Source organism: Burkholderia arboris, from assembly GCF_902499125.1.
Classification (GTDB): Bacteria; Pseudomonadota; Gammaproteobacteria; order Burkholderiales; family Burkholderiaceae; genus Burkholderia; species Burkholderia arboris.
Genome location: NZ_CABVPX010000025.1, coordinates 14,100 through 36,937 on the forward strand (window position 1 = coordinate 14,100; position 22,838 = coordinate 36,937).

The following is a 22,838-nucleotide window of genomic DNA, read 5'->3' on the forward strand; positions in this document are numbered from 1 at the left end:
CGTTGCCGGCCGTATTGCGGCGTCGATCGTCGCTTGTTTGGCTCGGCCAAACGGCGCTCCTCACTCGTTGCACGACGACCGGCAACGCACGTTCGCAAGCCCGTTATTGGCGGGAACAGGCCCTAAGCGCCGAAAGAGTTGTACTAAACTAGCGAGACGGCGCGGTACCGGATTGGCCGGTACGCGCCGGATTCTTTTCTTTTTCCACGACGACACCCGATTGCTATGTTGCTGATTCCGGCCATCGATCTCAAAGACGGTCAGTGTGTGCGCCTGAAACAGGGCGATATGGACCAGGCCACGATTTTTTCCGAGGACCCGGCGGCGATGGCCCGCAAGTGGGTTGATCTCGGCGCCCGGCGGCTCCATCTGGTCGACCTGAACGGCGCATTCGCCGGCAAGCCGAAGAATCTCGAGGCGATCGAAGCGATCCTCGACGAAGTCGGCGATGAAATCCCCGTACAGCTCGGCGGCGGCATCCGCAGCCTCGAGACGATCGAGAAGTACCTCGATGCGGGCCTGTCCTACGTGATCATCGGCACGGCGGCCGTGAAGGACCCGGGCTTCCTGCAGGACGCGTGCACCGCGTTCGCCGGCAGCATCATCGTCGGCCTCGATGCGAAGGACGGCAAGGTCGCGACCGACGGCTGGAGCAAGCTGACCGGCCACGAAGTGATCGATCTCGCGAAGAAGTTCGAGGACTACGGCGTCGAATCGATCGTCTACACGGACATCGGCCGCGACGGCATGCTGCAGGGCATCAACATCGATGCGACCGTGAAGCTCGCGCAGGCGGTCGGCATCCCGGTGATCGCCAGCGGCGGCCTGTCGAACCTCACGGACATCGAGAACCTGTGCGAAGTGGAAGAGCACGGCGTCGAAGGCGTGATCTGCGGCCGTGCGATCTACTCCGGCGATCTCGATTTCGCGGCCGCGCAAAAGCGCGCGGACGAACTGAACGGCGAACTCGACAACGCGTAACGCGGTTGTCCCGTTCGCCGGGGCTGCCCGCAGGCGGCCCCGACCGGAAGCCTCGCGCGAGGCTTCCGCAACCGGCCGTCCCAGCGCGGCATTTGGCGCAACATCATGGCTCTAGCTAAACGCATCATCCCCTGCCTGGACGTGACAGCCGGGCGTGTCGTCAAGGGCGTCAACTTCGTCGAGCTGCGCGATGCCGGCGATCCCGTCGAAATCGCCCGCCGCTACGACGACCAGGGTGCCGATGAACTGACGTTCCTCGACATCACCGCGACGTCCGACCAGCGCGACCTGATCCTGCCGATCATCGAAGCCGTCGCGTCGCAGGTGTTCATTCCGCTGACCGTCGGCGGCGGCGTGCGTGCCGTCGAGGACGTGCGGCGCCTGCTGAACGCGGGCGCGGACAAGGTCAGCATGAATTCGTCGGCGGTCGCGAACCCGCAGCTCGTGCGCGACGCGGCCGACAAGTACGGCTCGCAGTGCATCGTCGTCGCGATCGACGCGAAGCGCGTGTCGGCCGACGGCGAGACGCCGCGCTGGGAAGTCTTCACGCACGGCGGCCGCAAGAACACGGGCCTCGACGCGATCGAATGGGCGCGCAAGATGGCCGAGCTCGGCGCGGGCGAGATCCTGCTCACGAGCATGGACCGCGACGGCACGAAGTCGGGCTTCGACCTCGCGCTCACGCGCGGCGTGTCGGACGCGGTGCCCGTGCCGGTGATCGCATCGGGCGGCGTCGGGTCGCTGCAGCATCTGGCTGACGGCATCAAGGACGGCCGCGCCGACGCAGTGCTGGCCGCGAGCATCTTCCACTACGGCGAGCACACGGTCGGCGAGGCGAAACGCTTCATGTCCGACCAGGGCATCCCGGTGAGGCTGTGATGAATACGGAAACGAAATCCCTGCCCGCGTGGCTCGACAAGGTCCGCTGGGACGACAACGGCCTCGTGCCGGTGATCGCGCAGGAAGCGTCGACGAACGACGTGCTGATGTTCGCGTGGATGAACCGCGAGGCACTCGCGAAGACGATCGAGACGCAGCGCGCGGTCTACTATTCGCGCTCGCGCAAGCGGTTGTGGTTCAAGGGCGAGGAGTCGGGCCACGTGCAGCACGTGCACGAGGTGCGGCTCGATTGCGACGAGGACGTCGTGCTGCTGAAGGTCGAGCAGGTGTCGGGCATCGCATGCCACACCGGCCGGCATTCGTGCTTCTTCCAGAAATTCGAAGGCACCGTCGACCACGGCGACTGGGTCACGGTCGAACCGGTGCTGAAAGATCCCGAACACATCTACAAATGACGCAATCGACTCAAGACACGCTGCTGCGCCTCGCGGCCGTGATCGATGGCCGCAAGGGCGGCGACCCCGACCAATCGTACGTATCGCGCCTGTTCCACAAGGGCGACGATGCCGTGCTGAAGAAGATCGGCGAAGAGGCGACGGAAGTCGTGCTGGCCGCGAAGGACGTGCGCCAGGGCGGCGCGCCGACCGCGCTCGTCAGCGAGGTGGCCGACCTGTGGTTCCACTGCCTCGTGATGCTGTCGCACTTCGACCTGAGCCCGGCCGACGTGATCGCCGAACTCGAGCGCCGCGAAGGCCTGTCGGGCATCGAGGAAAAAGCGCTGCGCAAGCGCCGCGAGCGCGAGGAAAACGGCGGGTGACAGGCGTTGCCCCGCCGCGGTGGCGACAGTGCGGTAAGCTGTAAGAATTGTCATCTAACGGGGGTAGCATCATGAACGATACGTCGAACCAGTTTCCGACGCCTGCGGTGCCGGGGGCGGCGGATGCCGAGCGCCTGAACGGGCTGCGCACGCTGACTCACGTGCTCTACGGCCTTTATGCATTTCACTGGCTGACGGGCGGCGTCACGGGCATCATCGCGATCATCATCAACTACGTGAAGCGTGGCGATGTGGCCGGCACGCCGTACGCCGATCACTTCGAGTGGCAGATCCGCACGTTCTGGCGCGCGCTGATCGCTTACGTGATCGGGTTCGCGCTGGCGTTCGTGGTGATCGGATTTGCAGTGATGTTTGTCACATGGATCTGGACGCTGTACCGTATCATCAAGGGTTGGCTGTACCTGAACGACAACAAGACGCTCGATCCGCAGGCGTGGTTCTGACCGGCCGCGCGCGGGTGTCTGCAGGAGCAACATGAGTCACGATCCGAATTGCCTGTTCTGCAAGATCGCGGCAGGCGAGATCCCGAGCACGAAAGTGCACGAGGACGACGAATTCGTCGCGTTCCGCGACATCCGCCCGGCGGCCGAGACGCACGTGCTCGTGATTCCGCGCCAGCATCTGCCGACGCTGTCGGCGGCGGGCGAGGCCGATGCGCCGATGCTCGGCCGGCTGATGCTGCTTGTCGCGCGTCTTGCCGACCAGCTCGGCGTCGCGTATACGGGCGGCGAAACCGGTTTTCGCACGGTGATCAATACGGGTCCGGGTGGCGGGCAGGAGGTATACCACCTGCACGCGCATATCCTGGCCGGCCCGCGCCCCTGGCAGCGGATGGGTTGACGACGCGGGGCGTTTCCCCGCATCCGATAGTCGAAGCCGGCGCGTCGCCGGCGATTTGCGCCGCGTAGCGGCGTGGTTGAGGAGAGGTTTCATCATGGGTGGATTGAGCATTTGGCACTGGTTGATCGTGCTGCTGATCGTCGCGCTGGTATTCGGTACGAAGAAACTGCGCAACATCGGCAACGATCTCGGCAGCGCCGTGAAGGGTTTCAAGGACGGCATGAAGGAAGGCGAAACGCCGGCCGACGCGCAGCAACTGCCGCGCACGGGCTCGGTCGACGTCAACGCGAAGGAAACGACGCGTTCCGATTCGAACAAGGCGTAACGCCGGCACGCTGACAGGCATTCGCGATGCTGGATCTCGGTCTTTCCAAGATGGCGCTGATCGGCGTCGTCGCACTCGTGGTGCTCGGCCCCGAGCGCCTGCCGCGCGTCGCGCGTACGGCAGGCGCGCTGTTCGGCCGTGCGCAGCGGTACATCAACGACGTGAAGGCCGAGGTCTCGCGCGAAATCGAACTCGACGCGTTGCGGACGATGAAAACCGATTTCGAATCGGCCGCGCGCAATGTCGAGACGACGATTCACGACAACCTGCGCGAGCACGAGAAAGACCTGAACGACACGTGGCATTCCGCGGTCGGCGGTCTTGACGGGGCTTCCGGCGACGCCGGGTCCTACGGTTCCGGCGCCCCTGCGGCGCCGTCGTGGCGCGGCAGTACGGCCGCGCTTGCGCCGAAGCGCCGCAACTGGCGCGTGAAGCAGGCGGCGACGCCTGTCTGGTACAAACGCACGACCACCCGCCGTACGCATGTGCAGTCGGGCGCCGCGCGTGTCGCGCGCCACCAGCCGGCCAGCCTGCGCCGGCCGACGCGCTTCTTCTGAGCCGAGCGCATGCTCGCTCGTCAATCCTACCGAGGGCCGGCGTGAGCGACCCCCAGCAGAACCCGGGCGACGCCCCGGAAGAAACCTTCATTTCCCATCTCGTCGAGCTTCGCGATCGCATCATTCGCGCGGGCCTGGCCGTGATCGTCGTGTTCCTCGGGCTCGTCTACTGGGCGCCCGACATCTTCCGGCTGCTCGCGCGGCCGCTGATGGAGAACCTGCCGAAAGACGGCAAGATGATCGTCACCGACGTCACCGGCTCGTTCTTCGTGCCGATGAAAGTCACGATGCTCGTCGCGCTCGTGATCGCGCTGCCGGTCGTGCTGTACCAGATCTGGGCGTTTATCGCGCCGGGGCTGTACCAGCACGAGAAGAAGCTCGTCACGCCGCTCGTCGGCAGCAGCTACGTGCTGTTCCTGTGCGGGATGGCATTTGCGTACTTCCTCGTGTTCCCGACGATCTTCCGCGTGATGGCGCACTACAACGCGCCGCTCGGGGCCGAGATGACGACCGACATCGACAACTACCTGAGCTTCGTGCTCGGGATGTTCATCGCGTTCGGGGTGACATTCGAGGTGCCGATCGTCGTCGTGCTGCTCGTCCGGATGGGCGTGCTGTCCTTGAAGAAGCTGAAGGAGATGCGGCCCTACGTGATCGTCGGCGCATTCGTGGTCGCGGCGGTCGTCACGCCGCCGGACGTGTTCTCGCAACTGATGCTCGCGCTGCCGCTGATCGTGCTGTTCGAGATCGGGCTGCTGGCCGCGCGGTTCTTCGTGCCGAAGAAGCCGGCCGAAGAGAGCGAGGCGGGGAACGGCGAAGCCGCGAGTTGACGGCGGCGCGCCGGGTGGCGGGCTGGCCTTCCGGTCAGGCCTGAGCGGCCCGGCGGCGCCGTCAGCCGCCAAGCGTGTGGTGACCACGTTCCCGGCAACGCGAATCGATCGACGCAAAGCAAAAGGGCAGCCGACCGGCTGCCCTTTTTCATTTCCACCGACGGCAACGCGCGTGGTGTCGCGCCGCCCGTCTGTCGACCCTCATTCGGTATCGCTGTCCTGCTCGTCGAGCGCCTGCTTCGGCGGCGGCGGGCGCTTGCCGATCACGACGTTCACGTCCAGCTCCTTGCCCTTGCGCACGACGTGCACCTTGGTCGGCGTGCCGGGCTTGATCTGCGCGACGGTGTTCAGCAGCTTCGTCGTGTCGGTGATCTCCTCGCCGTTCACACTCACGAGGATATCGCCCGGCTTGATGCCGGCCTTGTCGGCCGGGCCGCCCTGCAGCACGCCCGCGACGATCGCGCCCGATTTCTGCTGGAGCCCGAACGACTCGGCGATCTCCGGCGTGACGTCCTGCGGCTCGACGCCGATCCAGCCGCGCGTGACCGAGCCCGTCGTGATGATGCTTTCGAGCACCGTGCGCGCGGTCGACACGGGAATCGCGAAGCCGATGCCGAGCGAGCCGCCCGAGCGCGAATAGATCGCCGTGTTGATCCCGAGCAGGTTGCCGTTCACGTCGACCAGCGCGCCGCCCGAGTTGCCGGGGTTGATCGGCGCATCGGTCTGGATGAAGTTCTCGAACGTGTTGATGCCGAGGTGATTGCGGCCGAGCGCGCTGATGATCCCCATCGTGACCGTCTGGCCGACGCCGAACGGGTTGCCGATCGCGAGCACGACGTCGCCGACCCGCGACTGGTCGGAGCGGCCGAGCGTGATCGTCGGCAGGTTCGTCATGTTGATCTTCAGCACGGCGAGATCGGTCTCGGGATCGCTGCCGATCACCTTCGCGGTGGCCGTACGGCCGTCGGCGAGCGCGACTTCGATCTGGTCGGCGCCGTCCACGACGTGCTGGTTCGTTAGAATGTAACCTTCAGGGCTCACGATAACGCCCGAGCCAAGGTTGGCTGCCGGTTCGTCCTGCTGCTTGCGGGCGTTGCGGTCGCCGAAGAAGTAGCGGAACAGCGGATCTTTTGCGCGCGGGTCGGGCGGCAGCGAGCCGTCCTTGCTGGAGAACACGTTGACGACGGCCGGCATCGCCTTCTGCGCAGCTTCGGCGTACGACGTGGTCGCCGGTGCGCCGCCGATGCCCGGCGCGACTTCCCGCAGCGCAACGATCGGCGTGGCGAGCTGCTTGCCGAGCTGTCCTTGCCGTTGCAGCCATTGCGGCTTGAGCGTCACGACGATGAACATCAGCGCGAGCAGCACGGTAACCGCCTGCGCGAAGAACAGCCAGAAGCGTCTAAGCATCTGAATGGATTAGAGGTTTATATGGATCGGATCGAACTTGAATTGTACTTGAACAATACCCTTGAAACCGCGCGCTTCAAGGACTATTGCCCGAACGGCCTCCAGGTCGAGGGGCGCCGCAAGATCGAGAAGATCGCCACCGGCGTGACGGCGTCGGTCGCGTTCCTCGAGGCGGCGCTCGAATGGGGGGCAGATGCCGTGCTCGTCCATCACGGCTATTTCTGGCGCAACGAGGCGCCGCAGATCACGGGCCGCAAGTACCAGCGCCTGAAGCTGCTGCTCGCGAACGACCTGAACCTGTTCGCGTTCCACCTGCCGCTCGACGCGCATCCCGAATTCGGCAACAACGCGCAGCTCGGCGACAAGCTCGGGCTGATCGGCGAGCAGCGTTTCGGCGAAGGCGATCTCGGCTGGATGGCGACGCTGCCGATGCCCGTCACGCTCGAGCACTTCGTCGCGAAGGTCGAGCGCACGCTCGGCCGCACGCCGCTCGTGCTCGGCGACCCGGAGATGCAACTGCGTCGCATCGCGTGGTGCACGGGCGCCGCGCAGAGTTATTTCGACGCGGCGATCGACGCCGGCGCGGACGTGTACCTGACCGGCGAGGTGTCCGAATACGTGACGCACACGGCGGCCGAGAGCGGCGTCGCGTTCGTTGCGGCGGGGCACCATGCGACCGAACGTTACGGAATCCAGGCACTTGGCGCCCACTTGTCCGAAGAATTCGATCTCGAACACCTTTTTATCGATATCCATAACCCGGTCTGAACGGCGGATTTGCGGCGGTGCATCGAAATTTCGCAATGAAGCGTTCGCTTAAATGCGAAATGATTTAATCGCTCCGATAGTGGGGGATAACCCTTAACTATCAATCACTTCGAAGGGATTTTCATCTCCGGGCCTTGTAAATGGCGACTCCATTCGAGCAAACTAGCGGCGGAATGGAAAGTCGTGACGGAAAATCCAACTCAGAAGTGGGGCGTGTGATGCGAGACAAGGAAGAGAAACGCGTCGACAGCGGCCGCCGTACCTGGCTGATTGCGACATCCGTAGCAGGTGGCGTAGGAGGCGTAGCCACCGTTATACCTTTCGCGGCGTCGCTGGCGCCGTCCGCGAAAGCGAAGGCGGCCGGTGCACCGGTCGAGGTCGATATCAGCGGCCTGAAGCCCGGCGAAATGGTCACCGTGCCGTGGCGCGGCAAACCCGTCTGGATCCTGAATCGCACCGATTCGATGCTGTCCGACGTGGTCAAGGCCGACAAGGAAGTGGCCGATCCGACCACGAAATCCCCGTATTCGATGCCGTTGCCCGCGTATTGCGCCAACGAATATCGCTCGCGGGCCGATCGCAAGAACATTCTCGTCGTGATGGCCGTGTGTACGCACCTCGGCTGCACGCCTAGCCAACGCTTTACGCCTGGTCCGCAGCCGAACCTGCCGGACGACTGGCCGGGCGGTTTCCTGTGCCCGTGCCACGGTTCGACCTACGACCTCGCCGGCCGTGTGTTCAAGAACAAGCCGGCGCCTCAGAATCTCGACATCCCGCCCTACATGTTCACGTCGGCGACGACCCTCGTGATCGGCAAGGACGAGAAAGGAGAAGCGTGATGGCTGCCGACAACAAAGAAGTCTCCACGACAGGTCTCACCGGCTGGATCGACCAGCGCTTCCCGCTCACGTCCACCTGGAAGAAGCACGTTTCCGAGTACTACGCGCCGAAGAACTTCAACTTCTGGTACTTCTTCGGCTCCCTCGCGCTGCTGGTTCTGGTCAACCAGATCGTCACGGGCATCTTCCTGACGATGAACTACAAGCCCGACTCGACGCTCGCGTTCGCGTCGGTCGAGTACATCATGCGCGAGGTGCCGTGGGGCTGGCTGATCCGCTACATGCACTCGACCGGTGCATCGATGTTCTTCGTGGTCGTCTACCTGCACATGTTTCGCGGCCTGCTGTACGGGTCGTACCGCAAGCCGCGCGAGCTCGTGTGGATCTTCGGTTGCGCGATCTTTCTGTGCCTGATGGCCGAGGCGTTCTTCGGCTACCTGCTGCCGTGGGGCCAGATGTCGTTCTGGGGCGCGCAGGTGATCGTGAACCTGTTCTCGGCGATCCCGTTCGTCGGCCCGGACCTGTCGCTGTGGATTCGCGGCGACTATGTCGTGTCCGACGTCACGCTGAACCGCTTCTTCGCGTTCCACGTGATCGCGATTCCGCTCGTGCTGGTCGGCCTCGTGGTCGCGCACCTCGTTGCGCTGCACGAAGTGGGGTCAAATAACCCGGACGGTATCGAGATCAAGGCGAAGAAGGACGAGAACGGCATCCCGCTCGACGGCATCCCGTTCCATCCGTACTACTCGGTGCACGATTTCCTCGGCGTGTGCGTGTTCCTGATGGTGTTCGCACTGATCGTGTTCTTCTCGCCGGAGATGGGCGGCTACTTCCTCGAGGCGAACAACTTCGTCCCGGCGAACCCGCTGCAGACGCCGCCCGAGATCGCGCCGGTCTGGTACTTCACCGCGTTTTACGCGATGCTGCGCGCGACCACCGACCCGTTCAAGATCGTGCTGATGATCGTGATCGCGCTGCTCGGCGTGCTGGCGCTGATCCGTGCGCGCGGCAAGTGGAAGGCCGGGCTGCCGGTGCTGGCCGCGGCGATCGTCGTGTTCATGTACCTGACGGAGTCGAAGTTCTGGGGCGTCGTCGTGATGGGTTCGGCGGTGATCACGCTGTTCTTCCTGCCGTGGCTCGACCGCAGCCCGGTGAAGTCGATCCGCTACCGGCCGCTGTTCCACAAGGTGTTCCTCGGGATCTTCGTCGCGGCGTTCCTGACCCTCGCGTTCCTCGGCACGCGGCCGCCATCGCCGGCGGCGACGCTGATCGCGCAGGCTTGCGCGCTGATCTACTTCGCGTTCTTCCTCGGCATGCCCGTCTGGACGCCGCTTGGCACGTTCAAGCAGCCGCCGGAGCGGGTGCGCTTCAAGCCCCATTAACGTGAGCGAGGAGAGAACGACATGAAGAAACTGCTTTCGACACTCGCGCTGATCGGGGCGACCGCGTGTGCGCTGCTGGTGGCGCCGGCCGTGCGGGCGGAAGGTAATTTTCCGCTCGACCGGGCGCCCGATAACACGGAAAATCTCGTTTCGCTTCAGCACGGCGCGCAATTGTTTGTAAACTATTGCCTGAACTGCCACAGCGCGAACCTGATGCGCTACAACCGTCTGACGGATCTGGGCATATCCCAGAAGGAGATCGAATCGAATCTCCTGTTCACGACCGACAAGGTCGGGAACACGATGTCCGTCGCGATGCGGCCCGAGGACGCGAAGAACTGGCTCGGCACCTCGCCGCCCGACCTGTCGGTCGAAGAGCGCGCGCGCGGCCGCGACTGGCTGTATACGTATCTGCGGAGTTTCTACCGCGACGATACACGGCCGACCGGCTGGAACAACGCGGTGTTCGAGAACGTCGGCATGCCCCATGTGTTGTGGCAGCTGCAGGGGCAGCGCATTGCCAAATTCGAAGACAAGACGGACGAGGAGACGGGCGAGAAGGTCCACACGCTCGTCGGCTTCCAGCAGGTCACGCCGGGGACGCTCTCGTCGCCCGACTATGATGCTGCGGTTGCCGACCTGGTGGCCTATATGACATGGATGTCCGAGCCGGCCCAGCAGACCCGCAAACGCCTCGGCGTGTGGGTGCTGATCTTTCTCGGTGTCCTGACTTTCCTGGCCTGGCGGCTCAATGCCGCGTACTGGAAAGATATCAAGTAAACACGCCTGACCGGCGTGGGGCCGGCGCAAGGCGGAACCCGTGAAAGGGGCTCCGCCGCGTGCCGGCCCTCGGCTTTTTTGAGGAAATGCAAATATGATGGTTCTGTATTCCGGCACAACTTGCCCGTTCTCCCAGCGTTGCCGGCTGGTGCTGTTCGAGAAGGGCATGGACTTCGAAATCCGCGACGTCGACCTGTTCAACAAGCCGGAAGACATTTCGGTGATGAACCCGTACGGTCAAGTGCCGATCCTGGTCGAGCGCGACCTGATCCTGTACGAATCGAACATCATCAACGAGTACATCGACGAGCGCTTCCCGCATCCGCAGCTGATGCCGGCTGACCCGGTGCAACGCGCACGTGCGCGCCTGTTCCTGCTCAACTTCGAGAAGGAGCTGTTCGTCCACGTCAGCACGCTCGAAAACGAGAAGGGCAAGGCAGCAGAGAAGAATCACGAGAAGGCACGCCTTGCGATCCGCGATCGCCTGACGCAGCTCGCGCCGATCTTCGTGAAGAACAAGTACATGCTCGGCGAAGAGTTCTCGATGCTCGACGTCGCGATCGCACCGCTGCTGTGGCGCCTGGATCACTACGGCATCGAGCTGTCGAAGAACGCCGCGCCGCTGATGAAGTACGCCGAACGGATCTTCAGCCGTCCGGCCTACATCGAAGCACTGACGCCGTCCGAAAAGGTCATGCGTCGTTGATGATGCAATGAAGGCAAGACGGAGCGGGTGGCGCGGCGTGCCGCGCGCCCGCTCCGGGTTCGAGGATTGTGATGCAAGAGATTTCAACGAAGCCTTATCTGCTGCGTGCGTTGTACGAGTGGTGCACCGATAACGGTTACACGCCGCACATCGCGGTGAGAGTCGACAACTCGACGCGCGTGCCGCGTCAGTTCGTGCGTGACGGCGAGATCGTGCTCAACATCAGCTTCGAGGCGACGAGCCAGTTGCAGATGGGCAACGAGTGGATCGAGTTCACGGCCCGGTTCTCCGGGAAGGCGCACAAGATCGAGATTCCGGTGGCCAACGTGCTCGCGATCTATGCGCGCGAGAACGGGCAGGGCATGGCGTTCCAGGTCGATGCGGTCGCGGGCGAGGGCGCGGATTCGGGTGCGTTCGACGAAGAAACGCCAACCGAAGACGTGCAGCGTGACGAGCCTGCGTCGCCGTTGACGCCGGTCGCCGACAGCGGCGCGAACGAGGAACCGTCCGAAGGTGCCGACGAACCGCCGAAAACTGACGGCGACGGCTCGAAAGGCGGCAGCAGACCTCGCCTCAAGATCGTGAAATGAGGTAGAATCTCGCGCTTACGCCGGCTTAGCTCATCTGGTAGAGCAGTTGATTTGTAATCATCAGGTGGCGGGTTCGAGTCCTGCAGCCGGCACCACATTGAACGAAGGGCCGGGAGATTGATTCTCCCGGCCCTTCGTCTTTTCTGCGCGCGCTTTTCGGTCGAGCGGATTGTTGCCGTGCCGCAGGCCAACCCCGATCACATCTGCCTGAACAACCCCGCATACGCACGACTGACCGGCAGCATCTCCCGCTGCCCGTGCACGCGAATCCGCAGCCTGCCCAGCAAGTCGCGCTCGACGCGATCGATCGCTGCGTACGCAACGATCACGCCGCGATGCACCTGCGCGAACCGCTCCGGATCGAGCCGCTGCATCAGTTCCTTCAACGGCGTACGAATCACGAGCCGCTCGCTGGCCGTGACGATTTCCGTGTATTTCTCCGATGCCTGGAAGTACAGCACGTCGTCGACCGACACGAGCCGCGTCGCGTCCTTCACGCCGACGGTCAGCCAGCGGATCGGCGCGGCATCTCGCGCTTGCGCTGCCAGCGCCAGCGCATCCGCATGCGCGACGGCCGGCCCGCCGCGCTGAAGCTTCGCGATACAGCGCAGCAGCCGCTCGTCCGTCACCGGTTTCAGCAGGTAGTCGACTGCCGCGCGATCGAACGCATCGACCGCATATTCGTCGTAGGCCGTGACGAACACGACATGCACGTCCGGCGCGAGCGCAGCGAGCTTCAGCCCGTCGATGCCGGGCATCCGGATGTCGAGAAACGCGATGTCCGGGCGCAGCGACGCGTTCAGTGCGGCCAGCGTTTCGACGCCATTGCGCGGCATCGCGACGATCTCCAGTTCGGGCCAGACCTGCCGCAACCGCTGCGCGAGCGAGGCGGACAGGTTCGGTTCGTCGTCGGCGATGAGGGCGGTCGGCATGTCAGTCGATCGGAATCAGCAAGGTGGCGGTGACGCCATGCGCGGCATTGGCGTTCGTTTCGACGGCGACGCGGCCGCGCTCGCCGTGCAGTGCGCGGATGCGCGCGGCGACGTTGGCGAGCCCGACGCCGCCGTGCAGGCTCGAGCCGCCCTGGCCGAGGCCGACGCCCGTGTCGATCACGTTCAATTCGAGCCTGTCGCCGCGCATCCTGCCGCGAATGACGATCACGCCGCCGTCGATCGACGGCTCGATCCCGTGCAGCAGCGCATTCTCGACGAGCGGTTGCAACAGCAGCGGCGAGAACGGCAGCGCGTGCAACTCCGGCGGCACGTCGATCGTATAGGACAGCCGCTCGCCGAGCCGGATCGACGCGATTTTCAGCAACGCGTCGACGAGGTCGAGTTCCTCGCCGAGCGTCGACGTCGCATCGCGCGTGCGCCGCAGGCTGGCGCGCAGATAGCGGTTCAGGCTGTCGAGCATCGTCGATGCACGGGCCGGATCGCGCTCGATCAGGCTTTGCACGTTCGCGAGCGTATTGAACAGGAAGTGCGGCTCGATCTGCGCCTGCAGCAGCGCAAGGCGTGCGGCCGTTTCGGCCTGGCGTGCTTCGGCGGCTTCGCGTCGCTCGGTTTCGAGCGTCGCGCGCATGCGCATCGACTGCAGGAACAGCGACACGCAGACGAACAGCACGGCCGACACGAGGAACGACGGACCGTAGTTGTCCCAGGTTCCGATGCGGGCGTGCCCGAACACGTGCGGCACGTTCCCGTTGACGATGAGCGCTGCGATCTCGAAGCCGGCGAACACGCTGACCGGTGCAATCACGACGGCCTTCAGCACGAGCCCCGGCTTGCGCGGCAGCAGCCGGTCGGCGGCGCGGCTGAGCAGCAGCGCGCAGAAACCGATCGTATTGGCGACGACGACGTAGGGCAGCAGCGGTTCGCCGACATGGATGACCCAGAAGCCCAGGCCGACGACCGAGTTGAAGCAGGCGAACGCGAGCAGCGCGACCGGATCGCGCAGCAGCCGCGGCGCGGCGCCGGCAGGCGGCGGGATCGGTGAAGGGTCGGAGGTGGCTCGCATGGTGTCGGATGAGTATGGGCGCGCGATACGCATGGCGTGACCTTAGCGCCGGATCGGCCGGCGGCACGCGCGTTGCGACGAACGGCGCGCGGCTTCGACGAAGCGCTTTGGCGGACGACGGACGGCCGGCTTCCGTCACGAGTGTAGTGGAACGGGGGGCGGAAGGACACCGGGCGGCGCCGGCTTCGCGTCGTGCCGGATGCGGCGCACGGCCATCGCCGCGATGTGCCACTCGTCCGCGAATTCCGGCCGCTCGTCGCAAGCCGTGCCGTATGGCGCAACCGCGCAGTACGGTGTCGCCGTGTCCACTCCGATCAGGCGACCTCGACCATGTCCGCGCTCCTTCACCTGAAGTCTTACGTGTACGTGATGTTCTGCGTGCTGCTCTATATCGGCATCAAGCGCTGTTTCCCGCGCGAGGTGCCGGCCGCGCGGCCGTTGATCTCGCCGGTCGCGTTCGGGATGCTCGGCATCGTCAGCCTGAACGGGCTTTTCCCGCATACCGGCATCGACGCGAACGCGATTGCGCTCGCGGCCGTCCTGGGCGGCGCGTCGCTGGGCTGGCTGCACGCGAGCCGGTGGCGGCTCGCGTACCGTGCGGTACCGTCCGGCCTGCGCGTGCGCCTGCCGGGCGACGCGAGCCTGCTCGTCACGCTGATGCTGACCTTCGTCGCCGAAACCTGCATGCATTACGCGGTCGCCGCGCGCGCGCCGTGGGCGGCCACGAGCGGCTTCGTGATGCTGTCGTTCGCGGTATGGGGCGTGCTCGTCGGGATGACGCTCGGGCGTGCGGTGAACGTGGTCGTGCGCTGCATGCGTCACGCGAGCGGATCGGGGGACGGCGGTTTCCCGTATTCGGTCGACCCGCGATGACGCAGGCGAGCGCGATGCAGTCCGGCGTCGATCGGAGCCACATAGGATGACAACGGCGTATCGCGCACGTCGGTTTGCCCCTGTTTTGCTGTCACGGCCGCGTCACGAGGCGCCCCTAAGGTTGCACGTTCCCATCGCGGCGGCATCGCAGGATCGGGGCCGCGCGCAACCTGCTTTCGACGACGTGCCCGCGTCGCGGGCAAGGCAACCGGGATCTCGCTCCCGGCGGCGCAGCGGTCATGCATCGCGCCATTTCATTCGAAAACACGATCGACGCCGGTTCGAACCGGATCGCGGACGATCAGGAGACAGGGACCATGCTGAGCCCGCATGAATTCTCGATGCTGTTGCGCATTGCGCGTGCGCCGGACAGTGTCGATCAATCGAATCCGGCTTTCGCCGTGCTGGTCGAGAAGCGGCTGGTCGACGCGTCGCAGTCGCGCATGAATGCGGTGGCCGCGCGCCCGGCGCTGACGCCGATCGGCGAGATGCTGCTGGCGCGCTTCGACGAAGCGGCCTGAGGCGGCGCGTCACGCCTTCGTCGACACGAAGGGCGTGACGCGTCGTAACGGCAGACCGGGCCGCTTACTGCGCGACCGGCACCGTCACGTCGCTGCCGAACCAGTGCATCGAGATTTTCTTCAACGAGCCGTCCTTGCGCAGCGAATCGAGCGCATCGTTGATCGCCTTCTCGAACTTCGGGTTGCCCTTGCGGAACGGGATCGCCATTTCCTGCTTGCCGCCGTTCAGCACCGCACCGGCGCGCAGCGGCAGGTTCGACGTCTTGATCATGTACGGCAGCATCAGGCGGTCGTCGAGCGTCGCCTCGATCCGGCCCGCGGCGAGGTCGCGCAGCTTCTCCGGCGCGCCCGGATACGTCTGCACCTCGATGCCCGGCACGGTGCGCGCCATCTGGTCGTAGTTGGTGCCGAGCGTCACGCCGAGCTTCTTGCCCTTGAAGTCGTCGAGCGACTTGAAGTTGCGCGTGTCGTCCTTGCGCTGGATCAGCTGCGCGGCCGAGTACGTGTACGGCTCGCTGAAGTCGAGCGCTTCCTTGCGCTGCGGCGTGATCGTGACCTGGTTGACGATCACGTCGAACTTGCCGGCCTGCAAGCCGGCAATGATGCCGCTCCATTCGGTCGGGATGAACTGCGTCTTCACGCCGAGCTTGCCGGCGACCGCATTCGCGACGTCGACGTCGAAACCCTCGAGCTGGCCGGACGTGCCGCGCGAGTTGAACGGCGGATACGTGCCTTCGAGGCCGACGCGCAGCACGCCGGCTTTTTTCACGGAATCGAGCAGGTCGTCCGCGTGCGCGGCGACGGCCGTGAAGCCGAGGGCCGACGCGAGCAGCAGGCCCGACAGCAGGAACTTCGAACGTTTCATCGCAGATCTCCAGTGTTCAGTGTCGTCGTGATGAGCGCCGGGTATCGGTCGAACCCCGGGGGTGGCCGGAATACGGGCACGTAGACACTACTCGCAACCGCGCTGCGCCGAAAGTCGAATTGGCCCTGATTGCAATCGATTTCACCGGAAACCGGTGACGTGCCGGCGCATGCGGAATAATCTGATGAAAGCCGTCCACCGGACGGCGTCGAAGCCGTCAGGCCAGGAGCAGACCGCCATGGATTTCAGGTTTTTCGCCGACGTCGCGACCTACGCGTTCGAGGACGGCGTGCACGTCGTCGGTCTCGCGGATCGCGATCCGCCGGCGAACTACGTGATTCTGCAGCGTGGAACCGAAGACGACGAACAGGACCAGGCGCTCGGCCTCGACACGTACTACATGGAAGTGTGCGAGAACGGTGTCGCGGGCTATGGCGGTGTCGAATCCGTATCGCTGCGCGGCGAAATGCTGAATATCGAACTGGCGCCGGATGCGGGATGGGCGCAAGGGCTGAGGCTGGTCACGATCGTGGTGCGCGCGACCGGCGACCTGGAGCGCGTGAAGCAGGGGCTGGCGGCGGTTTTCGCGGGGACCCCGGCGAGGCTGCGCATCGACTGACGTGTGCCGGGAGGCGGGCGGGCGAGGAATTGGCATAATCACGGCCTGCCGCGGAAGTCGCGCGGCCGATGCAACGCAATCAATCCGGATACCACCGCAATACCCATGTCGCTCGATTCCACGACCGCAGTGCCGCTGCACCATATTCTCGAACGCCCCGGCGATTTCTCCGGGTGGCTTTACCTGCCGCCGATGCCGTGGGCGCTCGATACGGAGGGCGCATTCTCCGACGACACCGACGGCGACGCAGACGCCGCGGTGCCCGCCATCGCCCGGCAACCCGGCTGGCGGGTCACGCTGGACGGCGCGACGATCGAGGACATCGTGATCAACGCGCATGACCAGATCGACGAGCCGAGCATGGCCCAGCTGTTCGATGCGTTCGTGTTCTACATCGAAAACGACGCATTCATTCTGTTCTGACGCGATGCCGGCCGCTCGCCGGCGGCATGCCATGTTCAATCGAGAGGGAGCGATGCACGACGTGAATCTGACACCGCTCGCCGAAGCGTTGCGCGATCGCGATTTCGACGAGATCCACGTCTATGCCGGCGATTCCGACGATGGGCCGGTCCACGAGGCGCTTCCGGCTTGCGAGGTCGAGCCGGGCGTTTACGCGCTGCTGGCGTCGCCGGGCCTGACGCTGAATCTCGCACGGGGTGACGTCATTCGCATCGACGACCCCGATCGCCCGGCGACCGTGCTCCGGCGCGGCGGAAACTACTGCATCCAGATCTACGGCGACGTGATTCCGGCCCATGAAATCGACCGGCTCGAACGTGAGGTCGGGAGCGCGCTGGGCGGAGCGCTCGATGGCCGCCACGGCGGTTCGCTGGCGCTATCCGTGCCGGCGAGGGTGGGCGGCGAGCGGATTCGTGCCGTGTTCGACGGCTTTACCGCACGCACCGGGATCGCGTGGTACTACGCGAACATCTACCGGAATTTCGAAGATCCGGACGATGAAACGCTGCTCGACTGGTGGCGCGAATGCGAACCACGAAAGTGATCGAGGAAACCACCGTCGGCAGCCGTTCGCACGTAACCGAAGCGCCATGTGACGACACCGCGCAAGTGATCGCGGCCGTCGAAAGACTGAATGGCATCGATCGCTCGACACTCGTTTTCGATGCGAGCGACGCAACGGTCATGACGATCGGCGGCGGCAACGACGGCCGGTATGTCGTCTTCATCGCATCGGAGATCGATGCCGTCCTGCTGAACCTGGCAACGCCGGAAGCGCCGGCCGACGAAACGATCGAACTCGTCACGGGTGGCCAGCGAGGCGGCTATCCGGCGCAGCAGTGTGTCGATCGCGCGACGGCGACGCGGGCTGCCGTCTATTTCGTGTCGACCGGCGGGGCCGATCCACGGCTATGCTGGCAAACCGGTTGACTCGCCGCATGACAGGAAGGGAAATGAACATGGCAGACGATCCCGCGACGCTGCGTGCGCAACAGGAAGCCATTTGCGCGCGATATGGCCTGCATGCCGTCGAGCCTGAAGACCGGGTCGCTGTCGCGATATCGACGCTCGGGCGCATGCCTGTCTACGGCACGCGCATCTCGCTGTCCGAGGGCGAGAACGTCAGCTGGTTCTTCCATTGCGGCGAATACGCCGACGCCGTCGATTTTTATCAACCGCTGCATGCCGCGCATCTGTCGACTTACCTGCCGTTGGTTCTGCCGTATCTGCGGTTGCCGGCCGGTACGCGTTTCATCATCGACGATGCGGGTTATGAAGACGTCTGGATCGAGTGACGTATTGAAACGCGCGCCAATAAAAAAGGACCGCCCGGCGGTCCTTTTTCCATGAAGCAGCGTTAGAACGACGCGCGCTTCTTACGGCAGCGAAATCGTCAGATTGGCCGATTCCGGCCCGACCTTGATGACCTGCGAATAAGGGGCAAGCGCCTGCAGCGTCTTGTCCTTCAGGTACGTGTTGAGCCCGAGAAAACCGAGCAGCGCAACCAGCGCGAACACGGTCCCGATCGCCCAGACCGGCACCTCGCGCTTCAACCGGTGCGCGATCTGATCCGGCAGCGGCCAGTGGGGCGCGAACGGTGCGCGCTTGCCCTTCATGTGCGCGATCTCGTCGCCGAGCCGGGCCGTCAGATACGCGAGCTTCTCCGGCCCTTCGAGCAGATACTTGCCCTGGAACCCGAGCAGCAGGCACATGTGAAACACCTCGAGCGACTGCAGCCGCGCCGCGCCTTGCGCACGCCCCTCCTCGAGATACTGGTAGAACTTCTCGCCCGCGAGCTGCTCGCCGAACAGCACGAGCTGCAGCGGCCGGCGTTCCCATTCGGTCCGGATCTTGAACTGCGACGACAGCACCATTTCGTCGATGGCCGCGCAAAACGCGAACTTCGCGCTGTAGACATCCTCGGCGGCGATATTCAGCTTCTTCGCGCCGCGTTCGAAATCCGACAGGAATTCCTGGATCCGCGTGCTGAATTCGCTGGCGCTGTCCGGCTCCCGCCCGTTCTTGAGCAGGAACAGCATGAAGAAACCGTCGTACAGCAGGTCGAGCAGCGAGCGGGCCTGGAACGCGGAGTCCGTCGACGCCGGGGTATGCAGGGGGGGCGGCGCGTTGTCGCCGAACAGGGAAGGCGCGTAGCTCATGATGTGACCGCGATCAGTTCGAACTTCAGGTCATTGATGCCAGTCGGCGCGTAGATCATCGCGGACTGGGCCTGCAGCATGCGCTCGTACAGCGGGCTGCGCGAATCGAGCGCGAAGTAGCACGCGCCGGGCCGCACGGGAATCGCGGGCGGTACCTGCGGCGTGTACGACAGCCGCACGCCGGGCATGGCCGACAGCACGAGCTTGTCGACGTCGTCGGGCGCGCCGACCTTGAAGCGGGCCGGCACCGCATCGACGAGCTCGACGCTCGGCATGTCTGCCGACACGGCCAGGTAGAACTCGGTCTTGTCGTCGATCTTGCCGGAATCGAGGCGGCCGAGGTGGAACGACGGACGCACCTCGTCGAGCGTGATCGCGAAGTAGCGCGTCGAGATCACGGTGTCGAGCAGTTCGCGCAGCATCAGGTCGAGACGCGCAAAGCTCGGGCCCGGATCGTCGTGGCGGTACACGGGCAGGTCGGCGAGCGCATAACCCTTCGAGAAGGTCATCAGCTGGCCGGCAAGGCGCAGCAGTTCCTGGAACAGCCGCTCCGGATGCAGCGCGGCGTGCTGGTGCAGGTGCGCGAGCGTCGCGAACGCGGCATTCGCGGTGTGCAGCAGCCAGAACGACGCGATGTCGCCCGAGCGGAACTCGATGATGTTCTTCGACGGCTCGCGGTGGAAGCCGTACAGCGCGTTCACCTTCGCCTGCAGTGCGTCGATCAGCTGGCGCAGCCGCTGGTGCAGGATCGGCGATGCGTCGATCGCGAGGCACGGCGGCACGAAGCTGTCGTCGATCTCGAAACCGGACGTCGCGGTGCGGCGCACGCGCACGAGTGGTACCGACAGCAACTGGTCGCGCGGTTCGCTGTGCGCGATCAGCTTGACCTGCGTCTTCAGGAACGTGATGTCGGCTTCGGCGGCGTCGGTGAAGTTGTCGGCGACGCTCGTCTGCTCGCTGGCGAAACGCGTCATGAAGCCGGCGGCCGGATCGTCGCTGTAGTTGGTGCCGTTCTCGCGCAGCGGGTGCAGCGCGAGATAGAACACGAATTCGTTGATGCCCTCGGGCAACGTGTCCAGCGCGATCGGCGGCGGCAGGTCGTCGGCCTGCGGCGCGGCATACAGTGCGCCGTCCGGGAACACGAGCGCGAGTTCGGCGACCCGCAGCACGTTGCTGCCGAGCGCGTCGCGGTCGATGCGCACCGAGCGCACGCCCCAGTTGTACGGCTGGATCGCCTGGATGGACTCGAACAGGCGCGCCTCGTGGTACGCGTCCTGCCGCTGAAAGTGTTGAGGCCGGAGGAACAGCCCTTCCCCCCACAGCACCTTGGCCGAATAACTCATGTCAAATCCGGTTAATGTCGCGTTGCGATGTAATCGATTTGTTCGTGCCCGAATTAAATCGCCAATTGTTAACTCTTGTTAATTGACATTCGTGCGTCATGTTTAACCGCAGGACACCGAAGAAAGCAAATTCAGCGGTTGCGAAGGCGCACCCTGTTGCGGTGCGATGACCGTGCCGTCGGTGACCGTCATCGCGCAATTATGCAGGCCGATGATTATGCCGGATTTCTCCGACTTCACCGGATCGAACGTCAGTTTCCATCGTTGCAGTGCGGGATCGCGGAACAGCGCGACGATCCCGAATGCCTGCGCTTCGCGCGAAACCTTCTCGGTTGCGGTATAGCGCTGGCCGGGAATCAGCGTGATTTCACGCACATTCAGCAGGTCGGCGCCGAGTGCGGCCTTTTCTTTGGCCGGATCGGTAAAAGCGTCGAACGGCGCCTGCTGGAACGAGGTCGGGTCTTTCAGCGCATAGAGCCGGACAACGAGCGCGAGCGGCTTGTTGTCGGTCGCGGCATTCAGGTTCGGCGCGGCGGCCAGCGTGAGCCCGAGATTGCGCGGCGGCTTCTGCGCGTCCGGCAACTCGGGCTTGCCGATGCCGGCCGCGGACATCACGGCGCTCGCGGCCGAGCCGAGCAGCGGAGCGGCCGCGCATCCGGCCAGAAGGGCGCACGCAACCAGCGGCAGCGCGTAGCGAATCATGGACGATCTCATCGTGTTTCCGGCGTGCCGCCTTTATCCCTGTCAAAACTGCCGGGTATTCCGCGTTCGCTGCGTATCCCCGACTTTGCACTGTTCAACTATTAAGCACGCCTGCTTCGTGGCAGGCGTCCGGAAATTTTTTCCGCCGTCCGGGCGGGGCGTCGTGCGATCAGTAAAACTTGCGCATTCCAGCCGTGAGAAAAACCGCTGCGAGCCTGTAGCGAGAGGCCATTCGAGGGGGTAGCGCACGGATTTAAAAGGAATTACTCTTCACACGACGATTGAATTATGAAAAATTGATCGGTACTATACCCGCGCGCTTCTAGCAAAGCAAAAGAACCAGATTCTCAACGATTTAAAACTCACGCGCCGGTGGATATAACGATGAAAGACCGTCTCTTCGCAAAACTGTCTGGGGTAGTGGTGGCTTGCGGCGTGATCGCCGGCTGTGCGAGCCAGCCTCCCGCGCCGCCGACTGCGGAAGTCTTCAACAAGTCGCTGGCCGATGCAGACGCAGTCGCGAAGGCGGGTGACCAGGACAAGGCCCTCGGCCTGTATCAGCAACTCGCGAAGTCGGATCCGACGCGCGAGGAACCGTGGTCGCGCATCGCGCAAATCCAGTTCGCACAGAACCACTACGGCCAGGCGATCGTGGCCGCCCAGGAAGCGCTGCAGCGCGACGCGACCGATCGTCAGGCGAAGAGCGTGCTGGCCGTTGCCGGCCTGCGGATCGCGACGCAGTCGCTTGGCGAACTGCGCCAGGATTCGTCGCTCGCGGGCGACGCGAAGTCCGATGCACAGGCGCTCGCGAAGCAGTTGCGCGACACGCTGGGCGAATCGGCGCTGTTCCCGCCGGAAACGAAGGTGCAGCCGAAGAAGTACACCCGCCGTCCGGTGCATCGTCCGAAGGTCGCGGCAGGGGCCGCGGCAGCCGAGGCGGCCGCAACCACCACGCCGACGCCGCCCGCGGCGCAAAAGGGCGGCGCTGATCCGTTCGGGGCACTGCGCAACTGACCGCACCTGACCCGCAACTGACGCGATAACCACAACTAACCTGGGAGCCGTCGAGATGGCCAAGAAAGAAAGCATTCAGAAAAGCTTGCAGAAAATACGGCCGCCGCGCGTCCAGCTGACCTACGAGGTCGAGAAGGGCGATGCGATCGAGGTGAAGGAACTGCCGTTCGTCGTCGGGGTCGTTGGCGACCTGGCGGGCCAGTCCGAAATCGAGCAGCCGAAGCTGCGCGACCGCAAGTTCGTCAACATCGACCGCGACAACTTCGACGACGTGATGAAGGCGATCGAGCCGCGTGCCGCGTTCCAGGTGGAAAACCGCCTGAGCCCGGAAGGCGGCAAGTTCGCCGTCGACCTGAAGTTCCGCTCGCTGTCGGATTTCAGCCCGGACGAAGTCGTCGAACAGGTCGAGCCGCTGCGCCGCCTGCTCGAGGCGCGCTCGAAGCTCGCCGACCTGCGCAACAAGCTCGCCGGCAACGACAAGCTCGAGGATCTGCTGTCCGAGGTGCTGAAGAACACGCAGCAGCTGCAGGAGCTCGCGAAGGGCACGGGCAGCGACAAAGACGGCGAATGACGACGGAGTA

General features: G+C 64.6%; 31 protein-coding genes and 1 tRNA gene. 25 read left to right on the forward strand and 7 right to left on the reverse strand.

From position 1 onward, the window contains the following. Window positions 1-225: 225 nt before the first annotated feature. From hisA to tatC, 9 genes are all read left to right on the forward strand, one after another. Window positions 226-981, forward strand: a complete 756-nt coding sequence (gene hisA / locus BLA15945_RS26350) for a 1-(5-phosphoribosyl)-5-[(5-phosphoribosylamino)methylideneamino]imidazole-4-carboxamide isomerase (RefSeq protein WP_059232567.1) — start codon at window positions 226-228, stop codon at window positions 979-981. Between the two features lie 105 nt (window positions 982-1,086). Then, window positions 1,087-1,860, forward strand: coding sequence for an imidazole glycerol phosphate synthase subunit HisF (gene hisF / locus BLA15945_RS26355; protein ID WP_006751800.1), 774 nt, complete (start codon window positions 1,087-1,089; stop codon window positions 1,858-1,860). Beyond that, window positions 1,860-2,276, forward strand: a complete 417-nt coding sequence (gene hisI, locus BLA15945_RS26360; RefSeq protein ID WP_059232566.1) for a phosphoribosyl-AMP cyclohydrolase — start codon at window positions 1,860-1,862, stop codon at window positions 2,274-2,276. The genes hisF and hisI overlap by 1 nt, the downstream gene beginning before the upstream one ends. Next, window positions 2,273-2,638 carry a phosphoribosyl-ATP diphosphatase gene (locus tag BLA15945_RS26365; protein ID WP_059232565.1) on the forward strand — a complete coding sequence of 122 codons (366 nt, stop codon included), beginning with the start codon at window positions 2,273-2,275 and terminating at the stop codon, window positions 2,636-2,638. Before hisI ends, BLA15945_RS26365 begins: the two co-directional genes overlap by 4 nt. A 71-nt stretch (window positions 2,639-2,709) precedes the next feature. Next, window positions 2,710-3,102 (forward strand): DUF4870 family protein, encoded by a 393-nt coding sequence (locus BLA15945_RS26370; protein WP_059236499.1) that lies wholly within the window; start codon window positions 2,710-2,712, stop codon window positions 3,100-3,102. 31 nt (window positions 3,103-3,133) lie between these two features. Beyond that, the gene (locus BLA15945_RS26375) at window positions 3,134-3,499 is read left to right on the forward strand and encodes a histidine triad nucleotide-binding protein (protein WP_059232564.1); all 366 of its coding nucleotides are present in this window, start codon (window positions 3,134-3,136) and stop codon (window positions 3,497-3,499) included. Between the two features lie 94 nt (window positions 3,500-3,593). Further along, entirely contained in the window at window positions 3,594-3,824 is a 231-nt protein-coding gene (tatA, locus tag BLA15945_RS26380; protein WP_059232563.1) for a Sec-independent protein translocase subunit TatA, read from the forward strand. A gap of 26 nt (window positions 3,825-3,850) precedes the next feature. Beyond that, window positions 3,851-4,381 (forward strand): Sec-independent protein translocase protein TatB, encoded by a 531-nt coding sequence (gene tatB / locus BLA15945_RS26385; protein WP_174993766.1) that lies wholly within the window; start codon window positions 3,851-3,853, stop codon window positions 4,379-4,381. A gap of 41 nt (window positions 4,382-4,422) precedes the next feature. Further along, on the forward strand, window positions 4,423-5,211 hold the full coding sequence (gene tatC / locus BLA15945_RS26390; protein ID WP_059232561.1) for a twin-arginine translocase subunit TatC: 789 nt from the start codon (window positions 4,423-4,425) through the stop codon (window positions 5,209-5,211). A 201-nt stretch (window positions 5,212-5,412) separates the two neighbouring features. On the opposite strand, the gene BLA15945_RS26395 is transcribed toward tatC, so the two are convergent. Beyond that, complete coding sequence (locus tag BLA15945_RS26395) at window positions 5,413-6,618, reverse strand: Do family serine endopeptidase (protein WP_059236494.1); 1,206 nt, start codon at window positions 6,616-6,618, stop codon at window positions 5,413-5,415. Between the two features lie 21 nt (window positions 6,619-6,639). Here BLA15945_RS26395 and BLA15945_RS26400 point away from each other — a divergent pair, with 21 nt between their 5' ends. The 7 genes from BLA15945_RS26400 (at window position 6,640) to BLA15945_RS26430 (ending at window position 11,778) form a co-directional block, all read left to right on the forward strand. Further along, a complete protein-coding gene (locus BLA15945_RS26400; protein WP_059236492.1) occupies window positions 6,640-7,386 on the forward strand; it encodes a Nif3-like dinuclear metal center hexameric protein in 747 nt (248 codons plus the stop codon). Window positions 7,387-7,604: 218 nt separating this feature from the next. Beyond that, entirely contained in the window at window positions 7,605-8,225 is a 621-nt protein-coding gene (gene petA, locus BLA15945_RS26405; RefSeq protein ID WP_059236490.1) for a ubiquinol-cytochrome c reductase iron-sulfur subunit, read from the forward strand. Then, entirely contained in the window at window positions 8,225-9,607 is a 1,383-nt protein-coding gene (locus BLA15945_RS26410; protein WP_059236488.1) for a cytochrome b, read from the forward strand. Before petA ends, BLA15945_RS26410 begins: the two co-directional genes overlap by 1 nt. 21 nt (window positions 9,608-9,628) lie before the next feature. Next, window positions 9,629-10,387, forward strand: coding sequence for a cytochrome c1 (locus BLA15945_RS26415; RefSeq protein ID WP_059236487.1), 759 nt, complete (start codon window positions 9,629-9,631; stop codon window positions 10,385-10,387). A 94-nt stretch (window positions 10,388-10,481) separates the two neighbouring features. Beyond that, entirely contained in the window at window positions 10,482-11,093 is a 612-nt protein-coding gene (locus BLA15945_RS26420) for a glutathione S-transferase N-terminal domain-containing protein (protein WP_006400565.1), read from the forward strand. A 71-nt stretch (window positions 11,094-11,164) separates the two neighbouring features. Then, on the forward strand, window positions 11,165-11,683 hold the full coding sequence (locus BLA15945_RS26425) for a ClpXP protease specificity-enhancing factor (RefSeq protein WP_059236485.1): 519 nt from the start codon (window positions 11,165-11,167) through the stop codon (window positions 11,681-11,683). 19 nt (window positions 11,684-11,702) lie between these two features. Beyond that, window positions 11,703-11,778 (forward strand) — tRNA-Thr (locus tag BLA15945_RS26430). A gap of 102 nt (window positions 11,779-11,880) precedes the next feature. Here BLA15945_RS26430 and BLA15945_RS26435 read toward each other — a convergent pair. Together BLA15945_RS26435 and BLA15945_RS26440 are read right to left on the reverse strand one after the other, a co-directional pair. Beyond that, window positions 11,881-12,615, reverse strand: a complete 735-nt coding sequence (locus BLA15945_RS26435; RefSeq protein ID WP_174993767.1) for a LytR/AlgR family response regulator transcription factor — start codon at window positions 12,613-12,615, stop codon at window positions 11,881-11,883. Window position 12,616: 1 nt separating this feature from the next. Next, window positions 12,617-13,699, reverse strand: a complete 1,083-nt coding sequence (locus BLA15945_RS26440) for a sensor histidine kinase (RefSeq protein WP_174993768.1) — start codon at window positions 13,697-13,699, stop codon at window positions 12,617-12,619. Window positions 13,700-14,029: 330 nt separating this feature from the next. On the opposite strand from BLA15945_RS26440, the gene BLA15945_RS26445 reads away from it, so the two are divergent. Together BLA15945_RS26445 and BLA15945_RS26450 are read left to right on the forward strand one after the other, a co-directional pair. After that, a complete protein-coding gene (locus BLA15945_RS26445; protein WP_174993769.1) occupies window positions 14,030-14,572 on the forward strand; it encodes a hypothetical protein in 543 nt (180 codons plus the stop codon). Between the two features lie 317 nt (window positions 14,573-14,889). Continuing rightward, window positions 14,890-15,093 carry a hypothetical protein gene (locus BLA15945_RS26450; RefSeq protein ID WP_059236932.1) on the forward strand — a complete coding sequence of 68 codons (204 nt, stop codon included), beginning with the start codon at window positions 14,890-14,892 and terminating at the stop codon, window positions 15,091-15,093. A gap of 64 nt (window positions 15,094-15,157) precedes the next feature. Here the strand turns inward: BLA15945_RS26450 and BLA15945_RS26455 are convergent, their stop codons facing one another. After that, on the reverse strand, window positions 15,158-15,958 hold the full coding sequence (locus BLA15945_RS26455; RefSeq protein ID WP_059236476.1) for a transporter substrate-binding domain-containing protein: 801 nt from the start codon (window positions 15,956-15,958) through the stop codon (window positions 15,158-15,160). Between the two features lie 238 nt (window positions 15,959-16,196). On the opposite strand from BLA15945_RS26455, the gene BLA15945_RS26460 reads away from it, so the two are divergent. The 5 genes from BLA15945_RS26460 (at window position 16,197) to BLA15945_RS26480 (ending at window position 18,334) form a co-directional block, all read left to right on the forward strand. Then, window positions 16,197-16,577, forward strand: coding sequence for an Imm10 family immunity protein (locus BLA15945_RS26460; protein ID WP_063805259.1), 381 nt, complete (start codon window positions 16,197-16,199; stop codon window positions 16,575-16,577). 105 nt (window positions 16,578-16,682) lie between these two features. Continuing rightward, on the forward strand, window positions 16,683-17,000 hold the full coding sequence (locus tag BLA15945_RS26465) for a DUF7716 domain-containing protein (protein WP_174993770.1): 318 nt from the start codon (window positions 16,683-16,685) through the stop codon (window positions 16,998-17,000). A gap of 52 nt (window positions 17,001-17,052) precedes the next feature. Further along, a complete protein-coding gene (locus tag BLA15945_RS26470; RefSeq protein ID WP_174993771.1) occupies window positions 17,053-17,583 on the forward strand; it encodes a DUF4265 domain-containing protein in 531 nt (176 codons plus the stop codon). Beyond that, window positions 17,565-17,969, forward strand: coding sequence for an Imm1 family immunity protein (locus BLA15945_RS26475; RefSeq protein WP_174993772.1), 405 nt, complete (start codon window positions 17,565-17,567; stop codon window positions 17,967-17,969). Before BLA15945_RS26470 ends, BLA15945_RS26475 begins: the two co-directional genes overlap by 19 nt. After that, the gene (locus tag BLA15945_RS26480; RefSeq protein WP_233464301.1) at window positions 17,951-18,334 is read left to right on the forward strand and encodes an immunity protein Imm33 domain-containing protein; all 384 of its coding nucleotides are present in this window, start codon (window positions 17,951-17,953) and stop codon (window positions 18,332-18,334) included. The genes BLA15945_RS26475 and BLA15945_RS26480 overlap by 19 nt, the downstream gene beginning before the upstream one ends. Window positions 18,335-18,415: 81 nt before the next feature. On the opposite strand, the gene icmH is transcribed toward BLA15945_RS26480, so the two are convergent. The 3 genes from icmH to tssJ form a co-directional block, all read right to left on the reverse strand. Then, complete coding sequence (gene icmH, locus BLA15945_RS26485) at window positions 18,416-19,198, reverse strand: type IVB secretion system protein IcmH/DotU (protein WP_059236467.1); 783 nt, start codon at window positions 19,196-19,198, stop codon at window positions 18,416-18,418. After that, window positions 19,195-20,541: a type VI secretion system baseplate subunit TssK gene (gene tssK, locus BLA15945_RS26490; protein ID WP_059236465.1), complete on the reverse strand. Its 1,347-nt coding sequence runs from the start codon at window positions 20,539-20,541 to the stop codon at window positions 19,195-19,197. Before tssK ends, icmH begins: the two co-directional genes overlap by 4 nt. 102 nt (window positions 20,542-20,643) lie before the next feature. Then, window positions 20,644-21,255, reverse strand: coding sequence for a type VI secretion system lipoprotein TssJ (gene tssJ / locus BLA15945_RS26495; protein ID WP_059236462.1), 612 nt, complete (start codon window positions 21,253-21,255; stop codon window positions 20,644-20,646). Window positions 21,256-21,627: 372 nt separating this feature from the next. Between tssJ and BLA15945_RS26500 the strand changes: the two genes are divergently transcribed. Together BLA15945_RS26500 and tssB are read left to right on the forward strand one after the other, a co-directional pair. Next, window positions 21,628-22,257, forward strand: coding sequence for a tetratricopeptide repeat protein (locus BLA15945_RS26500; RefSeq protein WP_059236460.1), 630 nt, complete (start codon window positions 21,628-21,630; stop codon window positions 22,255-22,257). 55 nt (window positions 22,258-22,312) lie between these two features. Then, window positions 22,313-22,828, forward strand: a complete 516-nt coding sequence (gene tssB / locus BLA15945_RS26505; protein ID WP_027783377.1) for a type VI secretion system contractile sheath small subunit — start codon at window positions 22,313-22,315, stop codon at window positions 22,826-22,828. The last annotated feature ends 10 nt before the right edge of the window (window positions 22,829-22,838 follow it).

Bases quoted from the DNA above. Each gene is read 5' to 3' on its own strand.
- BLA15945_RS26500 (WP_059236460.1), top strand. From the start codon at position 21,628: ATGAAAGACCGTCTCTTCGCAAAACTGTCTGGGGTAGTGGTGGCTTGC.
- icmH (WP_059236467.1), bottom strand. From the start codon at position 19,198: ATGAGCTACGCGCCTTCCCTGTTCGGCGACAACGCGCCGCCCCCCCTG.
- hisF (WP_006751800.1), top strand. From the start codon at position 1,087: ATGGCTCTAGCTAAACGCATCATCCCCTGCCTGGACGTGACAGCCGGG.
- BLA15945_RS26480 (WP_233464301.1), top strand. From the start codon at position 17,951: ATGCTGGCAAACCGGTTGACTCGCCGCATGACAGGAAGGGAAATGAAC.
- BLA15945_RS26425 (WP_059236485.1), top strand. From the start codon at position 11,165: ATGCAAGAGATTTCAACGAAGCCTTATCTGCTGCGTGCGTTGTACGAG.
- tssB (WP_027783377.1), top strand. From the start codon at position 22,313: ATGGCCAAGAAAGAAAGCATTCAGAAAAGCTTGCAGAAAATACGGCCG.
- BLA15945_RS26435 (WP_174993767.1), bottom strand. From the start codon at position 12,615: ATGCCGACCGCCCTCATCGCCGACGACGAACCGAACCTGTCCGCCTCG.
- BLA15945_RS26370 (WP_059236499.1), top strand. From the start codon at position 2,710: ATGAACGATACGTCGAACCAGTTTCCGACGCCTGCGGTGCCGGGGGCG.
- BLA15945_RS26365 (WP_059232565.1), top strand. From the start codon at position 2,273: ATGACGCAATCGACTCAAGACACGCTGCTGCGCCTCGCGGCCGTGATC.
- hisI (WP_059232566.1), top strand. From the start codon at position 1,860: ATGAATACGGAAACGAAATCCCTGCCCGCGTGGCTCGACAAGGTCCGC.
- BLA15945_RS26460 (WP_063805259.1), top strand. From the start codon at position 16,197: ATGGATTTCAGGTTTTTCGCCGACGTCGCGACCTACGCGTTCGAGGAC.
- BLA15945_RS26445 (WP_174993769.1), top strand. From the start codon at position 14,030: ATGTCCGCGCTCCTTCACCTGAAGTCTTACGTGTACGTGATGTTCTGC.
- BLA15945_RS26465 (WP_174993770.1), top strand. From the start codon at position 16,683: ATGTCGCTCGATTCCACGACCGCAGTGCCGCTGCACCATATTCTCGAA.
- BLA15945_RS26450 (WP_059236932.1), top strand. From the start codon at position 14,890: ATGCTGAGCCCGCATGAATTCTCGATGCTGTTGCGCATTGCGCGTGCG.
- tatB (WP_174993766.1), top strand. From the start codon at position 3,851: ATGCTGGATCTCGGTCTTTCCAAGATGGCGCTGATCGGCGTCGTCGCA.
- BLA15945_RS26415 (WP_059236487.1), top strand. From the start codon at position 9,629: ATGAAGAAACTGCTTTCGACACTCGCGCTGATCGGGGCGACCGCGTGT.
- tatA (WP_059232563.1), top strand. From the start codon at position 3,594: ATGGGTGGATTGAGCATTTGGCACTGGTTGATCGTGCTGCTGATCGTC.
- BLA15945_RS26440 (WP_174993768.1), bottom strand. From the start codon at position 13,699: ATGCGAGCCACCTCCGACCCTTCACCGATCCCGCCGCCTGCCGGCGCC.
- BLA15945_RS26420 (WP_006400565.1), top strand. From the start codon at position 10,482: ATGATGGTTCTGTATTCCGGCACAACTTGCCCGTTCTCCCAGCGTTGC.
- BLA15945_RS26395 (WP_059236494.1), bottom strand. From the start codon at position 6,618: ATGCTTAGACGCTTCTGGCTGTTCTTCGCGCAGGCGGTTACCGTGCTG.
- BLA15945_RS26375 (WP_059232564.1), top strand. From the start codon at position 3,134: ATGAGTCACGATCCGAATTGCCTGTTCTGCAAGATCGCGGCAGGCGAG.
- hisA (WP_059232567.1), top strand. From the start codon at position 226: ATGTTGCTGATTCCGGCCATCGATCTCAAAGACGGTCAGTGTGTGCGC.
- tssJ (WP_059236462.1), bottom strand. From the start codon at position 21,255: ATGAGATCGTCCATGATTCGCTACGCGCTGCCGCTGGTTGCGTGCGCC.
- BLA15945_RS26410 (WP_059236488.1), top strand. From the start codon at position 8,225: ATGGCTGCCGACAACAAAGAAGTCTCCACGACAGGTCTCACCGGCTGG.
- BLA15945_RS26400 (WP_059236492.1), top strand. From the start codon at position 6,640: ATGGATCGGATCGAACTTGAATTGTACTTGAACAATACCCTTGAAACC.
- tssK (WP_059236465.1), bottom strand. From the start codon at position 20,541: ATGAGTTATTCGGCCAAGGTGCTGTGGGGGGAAGGGCTGTTCCTCCGG.
- BLA15945_RS26455 (WP_059236476.1), bottom strand. From the start codon at position 15,958: ATGAAACGTTCGAAGTTCCTGCTGTCGGGCCTGCTGCTCGCGTCGGCC.
- petA (WP_059236490.1), top strand. From the start codon at position 7,605: ATGCGAGACAAGGAAGAGAAACGCGTCGACAGCGGCCGCCGTACCTGG.
- BLA15945_RS26475 (WP_174993772.1), top strand. From the start codon at position 17,565: ATGCGAACCACGAAAGTGATCGAGGAAACCACCGTCGGCAGCCGTTCG.
- BLA15945_RS26470 (WP_174993771.1), top strand. From the start codon at position 17,053: ATGCACGACGTGAATCTGACACCGCTCGCCGAAGCGTTGCGCGATCGC.